Source organism: Zobellella endophytica, assembly GCF_003012775.1.
GTDB classification, from domain to species: Bacteria; Pseudomonadota; Gammaproteobacteria; order Enterobacterales; family Aeromonadaceae; genus Oceanimonas; species Oceanimonas endophytica.
This window is the reverse complement of record NZ_PXYG01000004.1, coordinates 139,010-157,556: the sequence shown is the minus strand read 5'-3', so window position 1 is coordinate 157,556 and position 18,547 is coordinate 139,010. Positions and strand designations below refer to the sequence as shown.

14 protein-coding genes and 3 pseudogenes are annotated in these 18,547 nt (G+C 60.8%); 14 read left to right on the top strand and 3 right to left on the bottom strand.

The annotated features are described in order from the left end of the window. Positions 1-444 precede the first annotated feature (444 nt). Positions 445-1,575 carry an ISAs1 family transposase gene (locus C7H85_RS11275; protein WP_106729935.1) on the top strand — a complete coding sequence of 377 codons (1,131 nt, stop codon included), beginning with the start codon at positions 445-447 and terminating at the stop codon, positions 1,573-1,575. Positions 1,576-1,582: 7 nt separating this feature from the next. Continuing rightward, on the top strand, positions 1,583-1,951 hold the full coding sequence (locus C7H85_RS11270) for an aminoacyl-tRNA deacylase (protein WP_342749339.1): 369 nt from the start codon (positions 1,583-1,585) through the stop codon (positions 1,949-1,951). A 178-nt stretch (positions 1,952-2,129) separates the two neighbouring features. Here C7H85_RS11270 and C7H85_RS11265 read toward each other — a convergent pair whose 3' ends face one another. Next, on the bottom strand, positions 2,130-2,612 hold the full coding sequence (locus C7H85_RS11265; protein ID WP_106729799.1) for an FKBP-type peptidyl-prolyl cis-trans isomerase: 483 nt from the start codon (positions 2,610-2,612) through the stop codon (positions 2,130-2,132). 138 nt (positions 2,613-2,750) lie between these two features. Here C7H85_RS11265 and C7H85_RS11260 point away from each other — a divergent pair, with 138 nt between their 5' ends. From C7H85_RS11260 to phaR, 4 genes and pseudogenes are all read left to right on the top strand, one after another. Beyond that, positions 2,751-3,233, top strand: coding sequence for a cupin domain-containing protein (locus C7H85_RS11260; protein WP_146140450.1), 483 nt, complete (start codon positions 2,751-2,753; stop codon positions 3,231-3,233). Between the two features lie 135 nt (positions 3,234-3,368). Then, positions 3,369-3,988, top strand: a pseudogene (locus C7H85_RS20125) (CSS-motif domain-containing protein); the annotation flags it as partial. A gap of 259 nt (positions 3,989-4,247) precedes the next feature. After that, positions 4,248-4,639 (top strand): annotated as a pseudogene (locus tag C7H85_RS20115) (EAL domain-containing protein); the annotation flags it as partial. A 28-nt stretch (positions 4,640-4,667) separates the two neighbouring features. Then, the gene (gene phaR, locus C7H85_RS11250) at positions 4,668-5,195 is read left to right on the top strand and encodes a polyhydroxyalkanoate synthesis repressor PhaR (protein WP_106729798.1); all 528 of its coding nucleotides are present in this window, start codon (positions 4,668-4,670) and stop codon (positions 5,193-5,195) included. Positions 5,196-5,242: 47 nt separating this feature from the next. Here the strand turns inward: phaR and phaP are convergent, their stop codons facing one another. Next, the gene (gene phaP / locus C7H85_RS11245; RefSeq protein WP_106729797.1) at positions 5,243-5,881 is read right to left on the bottom strand and encodes a TIGR01841 family phasin; all 639 of its coding nucleotides are present in this window, start codon (positions 5,879-5,881) and stop codon (positions 5,243-5,245) included. A gap of 817 nt (positions 5,882-6,698) precedes the next feature. Here phaP and gcl point away from each other — a divergent pair. The 8 genes and pseudogenes from gcl to C7H85_RS11205 all read left to right on the top strand — a co-directional run bounded on the left by gcl (position 6,699) and on the right by C7H85_RS11205 (position 17,322). Next, positions 6,699-8,474 carry a glyoxylate carboligase gene (gene gcl, locus C7H85_RS11240; protein ID WP_106729796.1) on the top strand — a complete coding sequence of 592 codons (1,776 nt, stop codon included), beginning with the start codon at positions 6,699-6,701 and terminating at the stop codon, positions 8,472-8,474. A 71-nt stretch (positions 8,475-8,545) separates the two neighbouring features. Continuing rightward, positions 8,546-9,328, top strand: a complete 783-nt coding sequence (gene hyi / locus C7H85_RS11235) for a hydroxypyruvate isomerase (protein ID WP_106729795.1) — start codon at positions 8,546-8,548, stop codon at positions 9,326-9,328. Positions 9,329-9,372: 44 nt separating this feature from the next. Then, positions 9,373-10,278, top strand: a pseudogene (glxR, locus tag C7H85_RS11230) (2-hydroxy-3-oxopropionate reductase); the annotation flags it as partial. A 183-nt stretch (positions 10,279-10,461) separates the two neighbouring features. Continuing rightward, positions 10,462-11,730, top strand: coding sequence for a glycerate kinase type-2 family protein (locus tag C7H85_RS11225; RefSeq protein ID WP_106729793.1), 1,269 nt, complete (start codon positions 10,462-10,464; stop codon positions 11,728-11,730). Positions 11,731-11,823: 93 nt separating this feature from the next. Beyond that, entirely contained in the window at positions 11,824-12,324 is a 501-nt protein-coding gene (locus tag C7H85_RS11220; protein ID WP_106729792.1) for an ureidoglycolate lyase, read from the top strand. A gap of 782 nt (positions 12,325-13,106) precedes the next feature. Continuing rightward, positions 13,107-14,549 (top strand): YfcC family protein, encoded by a 1,443-nt coding sequence (locus C7H85_RS11215; protein WP_245879649.1) that lies wholly within the window; start codon positions 13,107-13,109, stop codon positions 14,547-14,549. Between the two features lie 378 nt (positions 14,550-14,927). Continuing rightward, positions 14,928-16,031, top strand: coding sequence for a carboxynorspermidine decarboxylase (locus C7H85_RS11210; protein WP_106729932.1), 1,104 nt, complete (start codon positions 14,928-14,930; stop codon positions 16,029-16,031). A 52-nt stretch (positions 16,032-16,083) separates the two neighbouring features. Beyond that, on the top strand, positions 16,084-17,322 hold the full coding sequence (locus tag C7H85_RS11205) for a saccharopine dehydrogenase family protein (protein ID WP_106729791.1): 1,239 nt from the start codon (positions 16,084-16,086) through the stop codon (positions 17,320-17,322). A gap of 214 nt (positions 17,323-17,536) precedes the next feature. Here the strand turns inward: C7H85_RS11205 and C7H85_RS11200 are convergent, their stop codons facing one another. Further along, the gene (locus C7H85_RS11200; protein ID WP_106729790.1) at positions 17,537-18,415 is read right to left on the bottom strand and encodes an IclR family transcriptional regulator; all 879 of its coding nucleotides are present in this window, start codon (positions 18,413-18,415) and stop codon (positions 17,537-17,539) included. Positions 18,416-18,547: the final 132 nt, after the last annotated feature.

Here is an 18,547-nt window from a genome sequence, read left to right as displayed (position 1 = left end):
TAAAAAGTAAAAAGCCGGGAAAACGCCCGGCTTTTTTTGTTTGGTTTAAACCATGAAACCCATCATCTCTTCCGTTACTCGATAAAGGTCGGACAAAGGGATCGGCTCCGGCGCCACCTGTCGGTGCCGTCTGCAGGCAAGTCAGTGTTCCAATCTGCAACCTTCGCTGCATATAATGCGAAAGCTTCATATGAGTTTTTACCTAAATGCTGGCGAGCCAACGTCAATCACAGGGAAAAGGAGAGGCAAGGTCGCCCGCAGGGCAAGATCATGAAAAACCCTTATGGGACAAGGCTTTTGGCGGGTTGAAAATTTAAACACTAACAACCACGTTGTACAGCGGAGCGCACATTTTATGAAGAAATATCTCGATGGGGAAGGATCGCTTTGACGATCAATATCAGCTGTGATCCTATGCTGTCTTTTCAACGACAGATGATCGCCATGAACGGACTCGGCCTCTTGCAGCACCTCTCCATCATCAGTGACCCGCGCCAGCAATGGAAGGTGGAGCACAAGCTCCCGGACATCCTCTTTCTCACCATCGTGGCGGTGATTGGCGGCGCCGAAGGGTGGGAGGAAATCGAGGATTTCGGCGTCGATCATCTCGACTGGCTGCGCCAGTACGGCGACGTCGAGAACGGCGTGCCGGTGCACGATACCATCGCCCGGGTGATGGGCATGCTCTCGGCCAGGCAGCTGCAAAAGAGCTTTGCCGCCTGGATGAAAGAGTGCCATGACGCGACCGAAGGCGAAGTGGTCGCCATCGACGGCAAAACCCTGCGAGGCAGCTACGACAAGGGCCGGCGGCAAGGCGCCATCCACATGGTATCGGCGTTCAGCGCCGCCAATCAGGTGGTGCTGGGCCAGGTTAAAACCGATGATAAATCGAATGAGATCACCGCCATTCCCGAACTGTTGGAGCTGCTGAGCATTCGTGGCTGCCTGGTGACCATCGATGTCATGGGCTGCCAGCGGGCCATCGCCCAGAAGGTGATCAACAAGGGCGCGGACTACCTGCTGGCGGTGAAAGGCAACCAGCCCAAGCTGGAAGAGGCCTTCAATCATTACTTCCGGATGGAGATGTTTCAGCATCCCGATAGTGACAGCTACAGCACGCAGGAAAGTGGCCATGGCCGCCAGGAAACCCGGATGAGCCTGGCGGTGGACGACTTGTCCATCCTGGGGGACCTGGTGTTTGACTGGCCGGAGCTGAAAACCTTGGGGATAGTGGCGGCGATACGGGAAGTGGGCGGTCAACCGGCCAAGGACATCAAGGTACGCTACTACATCAGCTCGGCGAAGCTGTCGGCCAAGGAGCTGCTGGAAGCCAGCCGCTCCCACTGGTCGATAGAATCCCAGCTGCACTGGCAACTCGATGCAGGCATGCGGGAAGACGACTGTCGCATTCGGCGAGAGCAGGCCGGCGAAAACATGGCCACCATCCGGCATATCGCCTTCAATGCGTTGAAGGAAGACACCAGCTTCAAGGCCGGCATGAAACGCAAACAAAAGCGGGCAAGCCGAAACAACGCCTACCTGTCGCAAGTCTTGGCAGGACTGGGGGTTTCATAATCTTGCCCTGAAATACAGGGTCATTTCTCACTCGCCGGCGTTTACCGCCCAGGAGGTGGCCGAGGCCGCCCATGTACCGGGCCGGGTGATAGCCAAGGTGGTGATTATGACGCTGGACGGCCAGATGGCAATGATAGTGGTGCCCGCCCCCAAGATGCTCCATTCCGACAGCCTGGCCCGGTCCCTGTCGGCGCAGGAGGTGACCTTTCTGCATGAACACGACTTTCGCGAGAAGTTTCCCGACTGCGAAGTCGGCGCCCTGCCCCCCTTTGGCAACCTGTATGAAATGCCGGTGTATATAGACACCGAACTCGCACGCCAGGAAGAGATCGTCTTCAGTGCCGGAGTTACCGTGAACTGTTCAGCTTGCCCATGAAAGACTACCTGAGACTGGTCCAGCCTCGGGAGATTGAGGGCTAGCCCAGGCGTGCCGCACCTAACAAAAAGGCCGAGCATGTGCTCGGCCTTTTTGTTGGGGTTTCCCACCGGCGGTTCCCTACGGATGGATGAGGCAGCTCTGGTGCCTCTTTACGCACCCCAAACAAGCCTACTGCTCAGTGGTGGTGGCCACCCTCGCCGTGGGCGTGGCCGTGGGCGATCTCTTCCTCGCTGGCGGAACGCACCGCCACCACCTCCAGTTCGAAGGTCAGGGTGCGGCCGGCCAGGGGATGGTTGAGATCCACCTCGGCCATGAACTTGCCGACTTTCAGTATGGTCACCTGGCGGTGGCCCTGGTCGGTGTGCACCACCGCGGTCATGCCCGGCCGCCAGCGGCTGGCGCCGGAGAGGTGCTTGACCGGCACCCGCTGGGTCAGGCCGTCCTTGCGCTCGCCGTAGGTTTCGGCGGCCGGCAGGGTCACACTGAACCGTTCGCCGGTTTCCTTGCCGGCCAGGGCCTTTTCCACCCCCGGCATCATGTTGCGGTGGCCGTGCAGGTAGGCCAGGGGCGACTGGCCGGCGTTGCTTTCCAGCACCTCGCCATTCTCGCCCTTCAAGATGTAGTTGAACTGCACTACGGTGTTGTCGGCAACTTGCATCTTTATCCTCGTCTGAAAAAAGGAACACCGATGGTCGTGCGGGCGCAACGGCAGCCCTAAGTCCTTCGATACCCCATGTAGTAGGCTTAAGACAGGGCGCGGCCATCTGACCACACCCGGAGAAGGGAGGATAATATCATGAAGAAGCAACCAAGATGGAACGGCCTGCTGCTTGGCATCGCCCTGCCGGCACTGGCCCTGGCCGCCGACATCCCGGACCAGGGCCCCGAGCAACACCTGCTTTACCCGCCCGAGCAGATCGCATGGCAGCCCGGTCCGGCCTCGGTGCCCGCCGGGGCCCAGTTCGCGGTGCTGGAAGGCAACCCGACCGAAGCCGGGATCTTCACCATGCGCCTCAAGCTGCCCGACGGCTACCTGATCCCGCTGCACTGGCACCCCGGCGTGGAAAGGGTCACGGTGCTCAGCGGCATCGTCTACCTGGGCATGGATGACAGCCACGCCAAGGAAAACGCACAGCGCCTTGCGGCCGGCAGCTACACCGCCATGCCCCCGGGCATGCGCCACTACGCCCTGGCCGAGGGCGAGACGGTGGTCCAACTGACCTCAGTCGGCCCCTGGCAACTGAACTATGTCAATCCGGCCGATGATCCGCGCCGCTAAGACTCGCTTGCGGGCCCGGCAGCGGAGGTTCCGGGCCCGTCCCCTGCCGGCGGTGCTGGACTAGCATCATTTCTGTTGCAACGAGTCCCGTTCGATAACATAGAATACTTGTTCCACATACACCGGGGATATCGAATGCCATTTCACCATGCCAGGCTGCGCCGTTTTTCCCTGCGCTTGGGCGCGGCCCTGCTCGCCGGCCTGCTGCCCGTGCGGCTGGGCCTGGGGATCGTCCACTGGCAGCTCCAGAGCGGACTCTACCGGGACACCCAAGACCAGTTGGAGCACGCCCGGCGGAGGCTGGATCAGACCCTGGACCACGCCCGCCGCGCCGCCGACGCCGTGGCGGAGCATGCCGGCCAGCCCTGTGAACTGGTGGAGCAGCGGCTGCGCGAGCAGGTCGCGGCGGTGCCGGACGTCCGCACCGTGAATTTGGCCCGGGGCCGCGATATCGACTGCACCTCCCTCTACGGCGCCTACCAGGCCGACTCGCGGACCGAGGACTTCACAGAGGGGCAATTGCGCCTGATGTCCGGCAACCGGGTGACCCCCTTATCGCCTATCGCCAAACGGCCGGGGAATACAGCGTACTGGTGGGGATAGACGGTTACTACCTGCGCAATATCCTCGACATGCCGGGCGCCGGCGCCCCTGTCCGCCTGATCGTGGGCTCGCGCTGGATGGGGCCGGATGGCCGGGTCCGGGATGGCTTGCCGGAGCAGGAAGGACAAGGCCTGTCTCTCCCTTCCACACACTACGCCTACCGGCTCGATACCCACCTTTCCGGCCAGAGCGACTGGCACCATGCCTGGGCCTATTCCAGTGGCAGCCTGCTCCTGCTTCCCCTGTTCGGCCTGGGGGCCGGCTCCGGCCTGTTCTGGCTGCTGGGCCGCGTCACCTCCCCCGCCCAGGAACTGGCACGGGCGCTGCGGCAGCAGGAGTTCGTGCCTTTACTGCAACTCGTGGTCGACGGACAGGAGCAGCGTTGCACCGGCTGTGAAGTGCTGATGCGCTGGCAACTCCAGCCTGGCCTACCTGCAGCAGTTCCGGGTGGATTACCTCAAGATAGACCGCAGCTTCGTGGGCAGGATCGGGGTCGACGCCCTCTCCAGCCACCTGGTCGACAACGTGATCGACCTGGCCACCCGGCTCGAACTCCAGATGGTGGCGGAAGGCGTGGAAACCAGGCCCAGGTGGATTACCTGGCGGCACGGCGGGTGCACTACCTGCAGGGCTATTTCTTCGGCCGCCCCCTGCCCCTGGAGGTATTTTCCCGCACCCTGCCGGCCGGCGATGCCGGCATCGATACCGCAGTGCGGGAGGTGGTGGTGTCTAAGGACCCGCGGCCGGGCAGGCACACTGCCGTTAAATTGAGCCCCCCCGGGGATTGGGATACACTGCCCTGAACCCCAGCCAGCCGAGAGCCAGTGCCGCATGTCAAAACCGCAGGATGATGTCCGCATTATCAAAAAATATCCCAACCGTCGCCTGTACGACAGCCATACCAGCAGCCACGTCACCCTGGCCGATATCCGCCGGCTGGTGCAGGAAGAAGAGCCCTTCCAGGTGGTGGATGCCAAAACCGGCGAAGATCTGACCCGCAGCATCCTGCTGCAGATCATCCAGGAGGCGGAAAGCGACGGCGATCCCATCTTCTCCAGCGATATGCTGAAAAACATCATCCGCTTCTACGGCCCCTTCCAGGGGGTGCTCGGCAGCTACCTGGAGGAAAGCATCCAGTCGGTGCTCGATATCCAGAGCCAGGCCGGCATGCAGTCTTCCAAAGCATGGACCGAATTCATGCGCGGCCAGGTGCCCATGATGCAGGAGCTGATGCGCCAGTACGTGGAGCAGTCGCGCAACCTCTACCTCAACACCCAGAACATGTTCGGCCTGTTCAGCGCCTTCCCGGACCAGGGCAAAGGCAAGGACAAGGAGCAAAAAAAAGACGATAAGGAGTGACCCCTATCGTCTCAAACGAGATAACAACTTGTTGTTATTTATCGTTATCAGCTGGCCTTGGTCGCACCGCGAGTGGTTTTGGCGGCGGGGGCTGAGCTGGTTACCGCGGCGGCGGCGGTGTTGATGCTTTTTTCCGCGGCTTCGGCGGCCTGCTTGGCGGCTTTTTCGGAGTTTTCCGCGGCCTGCTTCACCGCCTTGTCGGCGATGTCAGCGGCTTCTTTCACCACTTTCTGGGCACTTTCATAGGCTTCGTTGGCGTTGCTGACCGCAGATTTCAGGGCGGTAACCGCCGGCTCGGCCACGGCCGGCGCGCTGCTGGCAACCTGCTCGACCCACTCGTCTACCTGCTTGCTGCCGGCGGCGATCTGCTGCTCGCCGAACTTGCTCACTTCTTCCTGGGCTTCGGTGGCCAGGGCAACCAGTTCACGGTTGAAGGCCAGCTGACGGTCCAGCAGGCTGCTGGGGCTGAAGAAGGCGGTTTGCAGCTCGAAGAAGGCCTTGGGATCGCGAACCGCCAGCAGCTTGCTGCCGTAGTCGAACTGGGTCGCACTCAGCTCGGTAAGGGCCTTGTATTGCAACTGCCCCAGCTTTTCTACGCTGGCAAACAGGCTGCTGCTCAGGTTCTGTACCAGGGCCAGGTTGGCTTGTTGGGCGTTTTGCAGCTTTTCAAAATCGAATAATGACATAGTTAGCGTCTCCTGAAGAATGGGAAGGCCTTGAGCCCTGCACGCCAACATGGGAATCCATCGTCACACAACTTGTTGTTGTTTCGGCGCGCATGGTCAATATTGCACCGCACAAAACGCATTTACAAGATCTTTTTTGTGCAGCGCAAAAAAGCTGAGTGTTCGGGGCGGCCCGTACTTGGTTGAGCGCAAGCCGCCACGTCCATGGATAACAGAGCAGTATTAAGCCCGCATGACAGGAGCATTGGTGACGGGGCGATACGGCCTGCCGGGAAAAGCTGGCCGCCTTCCCCCGGCGCCGGCTTTTCCTTATACCCCGCCGCCACCCGATAATAATGGCAGTGCACAACAACCGCCGTCGCCAAGGGCCGGCAGAGCGGAGCCGCCGTTTGATCAATAAAATTGAATACAAAAACAAAAACATTTATGTGTAAAAAAGTGTACAGGTAATGTTATTGTTAACCCTCGCGGCCTCTCTTCTCTGGCCCGGCCACCACGCAACATTAAATAAAAATAGATTCCATAAAACAGAAATAAAAACCACGACCAACAAGATTGCTGTAAATGAAATATAAAATACCTAAAAAACATACAGTTAAATAGAAAAACAACCCCTCATCACCTCAATCTGAAAACCTAGAAAATTCCACATCATAAAAATCATTTCCAAAATATGTTGATCGTCACATTTTTTTTCGTATCATCAGGCTATGGGTTGCGCAGTTGTTAACCGCCCTCACCAGGCGGAACCGCACACCGAACACCATGGATAATCAACAACGGTGCCGAGAGCACCTCAGATGAATGGATACCGACTATGGCTAAAATGAAAGCAATCGAAGCAGCAGCCAAAATCCTGGAGCTGGAAGGTGTTACCAAAGCCTTTGGCGTTCCCGGCGCCGCCATCAACCCCTTCTACGCCGCGCTGCGTGGCCTGGGCTCCATCAGCCATGTGCTGGCCCGTCACGTAGAGGGGGCCTCCCACATGGCCGAAGGCTATACCCGCGCCAACCCGGGCAACATCGGGGTTTGTATCGGTACCTCCGGCCCCGCCGGCACCGACATGATCACCGGCCTGTACTCGGCCTCCGCCGACTCCATTCCGATCCTGTGCATCACCGGCCAGGCGCCCCGTGCCCGCATGCACAAGGAAGACTTCCAGGCCGTGGACATCGAGTCCATCGCCAAGCCGGTCGCCAAGTGGGCGGTGACCGTGATGGAGCCGGCCCAGGTACCCGGTACCTTCCAGCAGGCGTTCCACATCATGCGCTCCGGCCGTCCCGGCCCAGTGCTGATCGACCTGCCGTTCGACGTACAGATGGCCGAGATCGAGTTCGATCCTGAAGCCTATCAGCCGATGACACCCTACAAGCCGGCCGCCACCCGCATCCAGGTTGAAAAAGCCCTGACCATGCTCAACGAAGCCGACAAGCCGCTGCTGGTTTCCGGTGGTGGCGTGATCAACGCCAACGCCGATGCGCTGCTGACCGAGTTTGCCGAGCTGGTGGCCGTACCGGTGATCCCGACCCTGATGGGCTGGGGTACCATTCCGGACGACCACGAGCTGATGGCCGGCATGTGCGGCCTGCAGACCTCACACCGCTACGGTAACGCCAACCTGCTGGCCTCCGACTTCGTACTGGGTATCGGTAACCGCTGGGCCAACCGCCATACCGGTTCCGTCGACGTCTACACCAAGGGCCGCAAGTTCGTGCACGTGGACATCGAACCGACCCAGATCGGCCGGGTGTTCGGCCCGGATCTCGGCATCGTATCCGACGCCGGCGAAGCGCTGAAGCTGTTCGTGGAAGTGGCCAAGGAATGGAAAGCCGCCGGCAAGCTGAAGGATCGCAGCGCCTGGGTCTCCGAGTGCCAGGAGCGCAAGCGCACCCTGCAGCGCAAGACCCACTTCGACAACGTACCGGTCAAGCCGCAGCGCGTATACGAAGAGATGAACAAGGTCTTCGGCCGCGACACCACCTATGTATCCACCATCGGTCTGTCGCAAATCGCCGCCGCCCAGTTCCTGCACGTGTACAAGGCGCGCAACTGGATCAACTGCGGCCAGGCCGGCCCCCTGGGCTGGACCATCCCGGCCGCCCTGGGCGTGTGCGCCGCCGAGCCGGGTCGCCAGGTGGTTGCGCTTTCCGGTGACTACGACTTCCAGTTCATGATCGAAGAACTGGCGGTGGGCGCCCAGTTCAAGCTGCCCTACATCCACGTGCTGGTGAACAACTCCTACCTGGGCCTGATCCGCCAGTCCCAGCGCGGTTTCGACATGGACTTCTGCGTACAGCTGTCGTTCGAGAACATCAACGCGCCGGAGCTGGGCGAGTACGGTGTGGATCACAAGGCCGTGGTCGAAGGCCTGGGCTGTAAGGCCATCCGGGTGTTCAAGCCGGAAGAGATCGCCCCCGCCTTCGAACAGGCCAAGGCGCTGATGGCCGAGCACCAGGTGCCGGTGGTGGTGGAAGTGATCCTGGAGCGGGTGACCAACATCGCCATGGGCGTGGAAATCGACGCCATCAACGAGTTCGAAGAGCTGGCCGAGAAGGGTGCCGACGCCCCCACCGCCATCTCCCTGCTCGATTGACAGTAACGCGGCCCGGCCTCCAGGTCGGGCCCATACTGAATATGCCCCCAACTGAACATAAGGACATCGCAATGCCGAAATTAGCCGCCAACCTGTCGATGCTGTTTACCGAGGTCGACTTCCTGGACCGCTTCGAGGCCGCCGCCAAGGCCGGCTTCAAGGGCGTGGAATACCTGTTCCCCTATGACTTCCCGGCCGAGGACATCAAGGCCAGGCTGGACCAGAACGGCCTGGAGCAGGTGCTATTCAATCTGCCGGCCGGCGATTGGGCCGCGGGCAGCCGCGGCATTGCCGTCGATCCGAGCCGGGTTGAGGAGTTCAAGGCCGGCGTGGACCAGGCCATCGCCTACGCCAGGGTGCTGGGCAACAAGCAGGTCAACTGCCTGGCCGGTATTCCGCCCGCCGGGGTGTCCGCCGAGCAGGCCGAGGCCACCTTCGTCGCCAATCTGAAGTACGCCGCCGAGAAACTGAAGGAAGCCGGCATCAAGCTGATCGCCGAGGCGATCAACACCCGCGACATCCCTGGTTTCTTCCTGAACAACAGCAAGCAGGCGCTGGCGATCATCGAGCGGGTCGGTTCCGACAACCTGGCGTTCCAGTACGACATCTACCATATGCAGATCATGGAAGGGGACATCATCCCGACCATCGAGAAAAACCTGAGCATCATCAACCACATCCAGCTGGCCGACAACCCGGGTCGTCACGAGCCGGGCACCGGCGAGCTGAACTACCACAACATCTTCGCCTTCCTGGACAAGGTGGGCTACCAGGGTTGGGTCGGCGCCGAGTACAAGCCGGCCACCACCACCGAAGCGGGCCTGGGCTGGCTGAAGACCCACGGCGTTGCCTGAATCCCTGAACTGATCGCTCCCGGCGCCGGCCATCCGGCGCCCCCAGCCAAGAGGAAACGAACATGAAAATAGGTTTTATCGGTACCGGCATCATGGGCAAGCCCATGGCCCAGAACCTGCAAAAAGCGGGTCACACCCTGTATTTCTCCGAGCACTACAAGCCGGCCCCGGCCGACCTGCTGGGTGACAACGGCATCGCCCTGGCCAGCCCCAAGGCGGTGGCCGAAGCGGCAGAAGTGATCATCACCATGGTGCCCGATACTCCCCAGGTGGAAGAGACCCTGTTCGGCAAGGACGGCGTGGCCGACGGCCTGTCCGCCGGCAAGGTGGTGGTGGACATGTCCTCCATCTCCCCCATGGCCACCAAGGCGTTCGCCAAGCGCATCAACGAAACCGGTGCCCAGTACCTGGACGCGCCGGTGTCCGGTGGTGAAGTGGGTGCCATCAACGCCACCCTGACCATCATGGTCGGCGGCGAAGAGGCCACCTTCGAGCGCATCAAGCCGCTGTTCGACACCATGGGCAAGAACATCACCCTGGTGGGCGGCAACGGCGACGGCCAGACCTGCAAGGTGGCCAACCAGATCATCGTGGCGCTGAACATCGAAGCGGTGGCCGAAGCCCTGGTGTTCGCCTCCAAGGCCGGCGCCAACCCGGCCAAGGTACGCGAGGCGCTGATGGGCGGTTTCGCCTCTTCCAAGATCCTGGAAGTGCACGGCGAGCGCATGGTGAAAGGCACCTTCAACCCGGGCTTCCGCATCGCCCTGCACCAGAAGGACCTGAACCTGGCCCTGAGCGGTGCCCGCGAGCTGGGCGTGGCCCTGCCCAACACCGCCAGTGCCCAGGAACTGTTCAACACCTGTACCGCCCTGGGCGGCGACGGCTGGGATCACTCCGGCATGGTCAAGGCGCTGGAGCACCTCGCCAACCATAATATCCGGGGCGAGTAACCCTTTTTACCGGTCCGCGGCTTTTTGGCTTCGGTCGCGGGCCGGTCAAAACCGGGGCAGGCACCGGCAACAGCAGACTTTCACTCAGGGGGCTTTGTGTTAGATCTTCATTGCCGGTTGTGCTGCCCCACCCTCTTCATCAGCGTAAGATAGAGACAGCCGTTTTTTCAGGAGTATTTGCACATGGATATCCATCCTCAGGAGTTGTTACAGCAGTTATTCGACAGCGCCGTGGCCGCCGCCCTGCCCAAGGGCAACCTGGCCGAATACCTGCCCAAGGATACTCGTCAAAAAGCCGTTGTCATCGGGGCCGGCAAGGCCGCCGCCTCCATGGCCGCCGAGCTGGACGCCATCTGGGAAGGCGAGCTTTCCGGCGTGGTGGTGACCCGCTATGACCACGGCGCGCCCTGCCAGCGCATCGACATCATCGAAGCCGCCCACCCGGTGCCGGACGACGCCGGCGAGCGGGTCGGCCGCCGCATCCTGGAACTGGTGTCCGGCCTCGGCGAGGACGACCTGGTGATCTGCCTGCTGTCCGGCGGCGGCTCCTCGCTGCTGAGCCTGCCGGCCCCGGGCCTGACCCTGTCCGACAAGCAGGCCATCAACAAGGCCCTGCTCCGGTCGGGGGCGGCCATCGACGAGATGAACTGCGTGCGCAAGCACCTGTCCGCCATCAAGGGCGGCCGCCTGGCCGCCGCCGCCTACCCGGCCCGGCTGATCGCCCTCGGCATCTCCGACGTGCCCGGCGACGAGCCCACCGTGATCGCCTCCGGCCCGACGGTGGCGGATCCCACCACCTCGGCCCAGGCGCTGGCCATCCTCGACCACTACGGCATCGAGGTGGGCGTCCATGTGCGCGACTGGCTGAACAGCCCCGAGTCCGAGACCGTCAAGCCGGGTGACGAGCGCCTGAGCCGGGCCGAGTTCCACATGATCGCCACTCCCCAGGATGCGCTGGACGCCGCCGCCGACGTGGCCATGTCCCACGACATCACCCCCCTGGTACTGGGTGACTGCATCGAAGGTGAATCGCGGGAGGTGGCCAAGGTGCACGCCGCCATCGCCAAGCAGATAGTCAAGTGCGGCCAGCCGATCTCCGCGCCCTGCGTGATCCTCTCCGGCGGCGAAACCACGGTCACCATCAGGGGCCAGGGCCGCGGCGGGCGCAACAGCGAATTCATGCTCAGCCTGTTCAACGAGCTGAAGGGGCTGAAGGGCGTCTACGCCCTGGCCGCCGACACCGACGGCATCGACGGGGTGGAGGACAACGCCGGCGCCTATATTACGCCCGAGCTGTACCAGCAGGCCGAGGCGGCCGGGCTCAAGGCGGAAGACTACCTGGCCGACAACGACAGCTACGGCTTCTTTTCCCGGCTGAACACCCTGGTGGAAACCGGCCCCACCCGCACCAACGTCAACGACTTCCGGGCCATTCTGGTGCTGCCGGAATAACCCGCCCCCGATAATAACCATAACGATAACAACAAGGTTCACCGGCCCCCGGGCCGGTGACCATGACTCCTACCCAAAAAACGAGACTCGACCATGACCTTAACCATTAGCGCTCAACCGCTGACGGCCGCCGCCTTTGCGCCGTTCGGCGATGTGATTGAATCCGAAAACCAGCACCAGTTTTATATCAACGACGGCAAAGCCCTGCGCTACCACGATATCGCCCGGGTCGGGATAGCGGGCAGTGAGGCCCATGTGGGCATCAGCCTGGTGGACGTGTCACCCTGGAGCCTGCCGCTGGCGGTGACCCTGATGGAGAAGCATCCCAAAGGCTCCCAGGCCTTTATCCCGCTTGATGACCAGCCTTTCCTGATCCTGGTGGCGCCGTGTGGCACCACGCCCGCCCCCGGGGACATCCGCGCCTTTGTGTCCAACGGCCGGCAGGGGATCAATTACCACGCGGATACCTGGCACCACCCCATCGTTTCCCTCCAGGACCAGCAGCGCTTCATCATTGTCGACCGCATCGGCAAGGACGACAATTGCGACCTGCACCATCTGGAGCCCGGCCAGCTCGAGGTGGTGCTCGGCTGAGCGGCGTGCTCCGGCACAGACAACGGCCTCCGCCACCGGCGGGGGCCTTTTTATTCTTCCCGACCGCCAACCGCAACGCCGATCAACCCCTCAGCGGGGACCACCACCGGTCCGCTCCCCACGCCAGTCCGCCTGGACACAGCCTGTTATCCCGTTTCTCGCCCATCCACCAGCCCCCTTGTCCATCCACCAGGCCACCACCGCCCTACAAAGATGAATGACACCGCCATGCCACAGCGCAGCCCATCGCCGGCTTTATATCTTCACATGAAATCAACTAGTCTTTTATGAGATTTAAATTTTAAAAATCATGAAAAATGGTAATAAAGATGGAATCGATCAAAATAATGCACAATAACAAAAAGAATTAGAAACAATATACAAAACAGTGACAACACAAAGTTAATACACATAAAAATACAAAACAAAAATAAATACAAAACAATACAATTAACTATATTAAAATCATTGACATACATAAACTTACACTTAAAAACAGAAGGATAGAGATCGATACGAATGGCCAGAAGGTGCCGGAAATAATAGCAAGTTGACCATTAAGTCAAAATAAATTAAATATTTCCATTAGACGGAAATAACTTCCAAAAAATGTTGATCCCATGTTAATAAAGGTTTATTAATATCGACAAGGTCAGCCATTAATACAAAACCGCTCTCGTTTTATGTGCAAAACGGGGACGACGACCTGTTAAAAAACTACGCCGCTCAGCGTAAATGGACTTAACTCAATTGATGTAATGAAGGGAGAGGTCATGGAGCCCATGTCTAAAGCCAATCAGTTTTCCGCCGATACCGTGGAAAAGAAAAAGAAGTCGTTCGAGATGCCGCATATCTACGTCATCCTGTTCGTATTCAGCGCCATCGCCGCCGTACTCACCTACATAGTGCCCGCCGGCCAGTATGACCGGGTGCCCGGTCCCAACGGCCGCACCACCATAGATCCCAACTCCTACCAGGTGATCGAATCCAACCCGGTCGGCCCGGTCGACTTTATGCTGGCCATTCCCAAGGGGCTGATGGACGCCGGCGCCGTGGTGTTCTTCACCTTTATCATCGGCGGCATGTTCATGGTGCTGCGCCGTACCGGCATCATCGAAATCGGGGTCGACAAGCTGACCCGCCGCTTCGCCAACAACAGCATCGTCATCATCCCGGTGCTGATGACCACCTTCGCGGTGATCGCCACCCTGATCGGCACCCAGGAGCTGGCGCTGGTGTATGTGCCGGTGATACTGCCGCTGATGATCGCCCTGCGCTTCGACTCGGTCACCGCCGCCGCCGTGGCCCTGTGCGCCACCACCGCCGGCTTTACCGCCGGGGTACTCAACCCCATAAACACCGGCCTGGGCCAGCAACTGGCCGACCTGCCGCTCTATTCCGGCCTGCTGCTGCGGGTGCTGGCCTTCGCCGCCATCCTGCTGGCCGGCATCTTCTACGTCACCCGTTACGCGCTCAAGGTGCGCGACAATCCGGCCCTGAGCCTGATGGACGGCGACGCCAAGGAAGCAGACAAGCGTCACCGCTACCAGCACGGCAACGACGAAGGCATGCTGACCGCCACCCCGCGCCAGAAATGGGCCGCCTTCGCCACCTTCGCCTTCTTCGCCACCCTGGTGTGGGGCGTGCTGACCCAGGGCTGGTTCATGATGGAAATGGCCGGGCTGTTCGTGATCATGGGCGTGGTGGTCGGCCTGATCGCCGGCCTCAAGACCGAGGAAATCTGCGAAGGCTTCAACGAAGGCTTCCGCGACGTGCTGGTGGGCGCCATGATCTGCGGCATCGCCCGCGCCGTGGCGGTGGTACTGGAAGAAGGCCAGATCATGGACACCCTGGTGTACGGCCTGGGCAACCTGGTGGGCGGCTTCCCGGCCATCTTCTCCGCCATCGGCATGTTCTTCGCCCAGCTCGGCTTCAACTTCGTGATCCCCTCGGGCAGCGGCCAGGCCCTGGTGACCATGCCGATCATGGCGCCGCTATCCGACCTGGTGGGAGTCACCCGCCAGACCGCGGTGCTGGCCTACCAGTTGGGCGACGGCCTGGGCAACATCCTCTACCCCACCTCCGGCTACTTTATGGCCACCCTGGCCCTGGCCGGCGTCACCTGGAACAAGTGGGTCAAGTTCTTCCTGCCCCTGTTCGCCACCTGGATCGCCATCGCCATGGGTTTCCTGATTTTCGCCCAGATCACCCAATGGGTGGGCTAAAGCCCCACCGGTTAATACCAGCCATGCAAAGGGCCTCCTGCCGGAGGCCCTTTTTCTTGTCTCTTACCGAGCCTAAGAATCTGTTTACGATCTTCGCGAAGCTTTTTTGTTACGACCAAGCCGAAGAGGCAACAGGGAGGGTTTACGGCGTGTCGGCGGCGCCGTGCGCTTTGGCCGAGTACGACAGATCGTAAACGGCTTCCGAGAAAGAGCCAGCCGGCCATTTATCCGGATCCGGCTCACAATCTGGCCAAGCCAAAGAAAAGACGGCTACACTTTTTGCTCGAAGCGCCACCACCTTTCCTCTATAATCACGCGCTTTGAAATTTCCCGGCCACCAACCGGGTTGTTGACAGGCTCTAAGGGGGTATGACTGAGGTGATCAAGACACCGTACTATCTCATCGACAAAAGCAAACTGCTGCGCAACATGGAAAAAATTGCCTATGTGCGCGAACACTCCGGCGCCAAGGCGCTGCTGGCCCTGAAATGCTTCGCCACCTGGTCGGTGTTCGACCTGATGAGCCAGTACATGGACGGCACCACCTCTTCCTCCCTCAACGAAGTCAAGCTCGGCAAGCTCAAGTTCGGCGGTGAAACCCACGCCTACAGCGTGGCCTATGCCGATGACGAAATAGAGGAAGTGCTGGCCCACTCCGACAAGATCATCTTCAACTCCATCGGTCAGCTCGAGCGCTTCGACGCCGCTTCCGCCGGCCAGGTGCGCGGCCTGCGTCTCAACCCGGGCGTGTCCAGCTCCGAGTTCCTGATCGCCGACCCCTCCCGCCCCTTCAGCCGCCTGGGCGAATGGGACGCGGCCAAGGTCGAACAGGTGCTCGACCGCATCTCCGGCTTTATGATCCACAACAACTGCGAGAACAGCGACTTTGCCCTGTTCGACCAGATGCTGGGCCAGATCGAGGAGAAGTTCGGCCCCCTGCTGGCGCAACCCCGGATAAGCTGGGTCAGCCTGGGCGGCGGCATCCACTTCACCGGCGAAGGCTATCCGCTCGACCGGTTCTGCGCCCGGCTCAAGGCCTTTGCCGAGCGCTACGGGGTGCAGCTCTACCTGGAGCCCGGCGAGGCGGCCATCACCCTCAGCACGTCGCTCGAGGTGACGGTGCTCGACACCCTCTACAACGGCAAGCAGCTGGCGATCGTGGACAGCTCCATCGAGGCGCACATGCTCGACCTGCTGATCTACCGCCAGCCCGCCAAGATGGATCCCTGCGACGGCCCCCATCAGTACATGGTGTGCGGCAAGTCCTGCCTGGCCGGGGACATCTTCGGCGAGTTCAGGTTCGACCACGAGTTGAAGGTAGGCGACCGGCTGTCGTTCATCGATGCCGCCGGTTATACAATGGTAAAGAAAAACTGGTTCAATGGTGTGAGCATGCCCGCCATTGCCGTGCGTCAGCTCGACGGCAGCGTGGAGCTGGTGCGTGAATTCGGTTTCGACGATTTTGTAAACAGCCTCTCCTGAGGCATGGAGTAACCACAACAAAGCCTTTCAAGGAGGCGGTTAGAGGAAAAAAATGAAGAAAAACGTTCTGATTATTGGTGCCGGAGGTGTCGCCCAGGTGGTCGCGCACAAGTGTGCGCAGCATAACGACGTGCTGGGGAACATCCATATCGCTTCGCGTACTGTCGAGAAATGCCAGAAAATCGTCGACAGCGTGCGGGAAAAGGGCAGCCTTAAGGTTGCCGGTGAATTGCAAGCCCATGCCCTGGATGCGCTCGACATCGCAGCCACCAAGGCATTGATTGACAAAACACAGTCGCAACTGGTGATCAATGTCGGATCGGCTTTCGTCAATATGTCGGTGCTGCAGGCCTGTATCGAGACCGGCGCCGCCTACCTCGACACCGCCATCCACGAAGATCCGGCCAAGATCTGCGAAAATCCGCCCTGGTACGCCAACTACGAGTGGAAGCGCAAGGCCATCTGTGCCGACAAGGGCATCACCGCCATACTGGGCGTGGGCTTCGATCCGGGTGTGGTCAACGCCTATGCCGCCGTGGCGGTGAACGAGTATTTCGACAGCGTCGACTCCATCGACATCATCGACATCAACGCCGGCAGCCACGGCCGCTATTTCGCCACCAACTTCGATCCCGAAATCAACTTCCGCGAGTTCACCGGCCGGGTCTGGTCCTGGCAGAACAGCGAGTGGGTGCAGAACCGGATGTTCGAGGTGAAACGCACCGACGATCTGCCGGTGGTGGGCAGCCAGACCAGCTACATGACCGGCCACGACGAAGTACACTCCCTGTCCCAGAACCTGGGCGTGCCCAACGTGCGCTTCTGGATGGGCTTCGGCGAGCACTATATCAATGTGTTCACCATCCTCAAGAACCTGGGCCTGCTGTCCGAGCAGCCGGTGAAAACCGCCGAGGGCCTGGAAGTGGTGCCGCTCAAGGTGGTCAAGGCCGTATTGCCGGATCCCTCCTCCCTGGCGCCCACCTACAGCGGCAAGACCTGCATCGGTGACCAGGTGAAGGGCAAGAAGGACGGCCAGGACAAGGAAGTGTTCATCTACAACGTGGCCGACCACGCCGAGGCCTACGCCGAAGTGGGCAGCCAGGGCATTTCCTACACCGCCGGCGTGCCGCCGGTGGCCGCCGCCCTGCTGATCGCCTCCGGCGAGTGGGACGTGAAGCACATGGCCAACGTGGAAGAGCTGGATCCCAAGCCCTTCATCAACCTGCTCAACGAAATGGGTCTGCCGACCCGGATCAAGGACGAGCAGGGTGACCGCCCGCTGAGCTTTTAAGCGCCGCGCACAAAAAAAGGCCAGTCTGCAGACTGGCCTTTTTGTTTGCGCTCCCCCAAGGGTAGGGTCCGACTTCAGTCGACCAAATCACGGCGCCGTAGTCGGGGTGGTCCATTGAAATGGACCCTACGGTAGACCCGGTGAACCCGGCGCTCCACCCATAGTTCATCTCTCTTCAATATATAATGGTCGAATTTATTCGATCGCAGCCGGGTCAGCGCTCCGCGGTCGATGGGCGCCCCTGCACCCTCCGGCCGTCGGCTTCCGGCTTCCGGCCGGTTTCCGGCGCCCGGCCGCCGATGGCCCTGGTCACTTCCCGGGCCGCGTCCATCACCAGGGCGCTGAGCATGGGAATGCGTTCCCACTTGACCCGCACCGCCGGCCCGGAGATGGAGATGGCGGCCACAGCCTCGCCGTATTCGTTGTAGATATTGGCGGCGATGCAGCGCAGGCCCTCGAACTGCTCCTCGTCGTCCAGGGAGTAACCCTGCTGACTGATCTTGTTCAGCTCCTGCTCGAACTGGCTGGGCGTGGTGATGGTGTGATCGGTGAAGGAGGCCATGCCGGTCTTGCGGATGATCTCCAGGGCATCCTTACGCGGCATCACCGACAGCAGCGCCTTGCCCACGCCGGACGCGTGCAGCGGTGAACGGCTGCCGAGCGAGACCACCATGCGCATGGTCTGGGGCGACTCCACCTGGCCCACATAGACCACGCTGTTCTTCTCCAGTATCGCCAGGTTGGAGGTTTCGCCGGTTTCCGCCACCAGCCGCTTCATGAAAGGCCGGGCCTGGGCGATAAAGTCGCGCTTCTTGAGATAGGCGTTGCCGATGGAGAAGGCGTTGACGCCGATGCTCCACAGCCCCTGGGCCTCGTCCACGTCCACAAACTCATGGCTGCGCAGGCTGTTGAGCAGACGGTGGGCGGTGGAGGGCGCCAGCCCCAGGCTGCCGGCCACTTCGGTCAGCGACATGCCCATGCTGGAGGCGGCCAGCCGCTCCAGCAGCAACAGGGCGCGGGACAGGGATTGCACCTGGATGGCACTGCTTTGCTTGGTGGTTTTCGGTTTTTTGTTCTTTATTTCTTCAGCCATGGGAAACCCGTGCGATACAGAAACCTGGCGCTATTGTAGGGTGAATTCGCCGCCAAGTCGCGCCGATGACCCGGTTATGGCGGCAGGATCACGCCCGTCCCTGTGTTTTTTCCGCACTGCAACAAGAACATG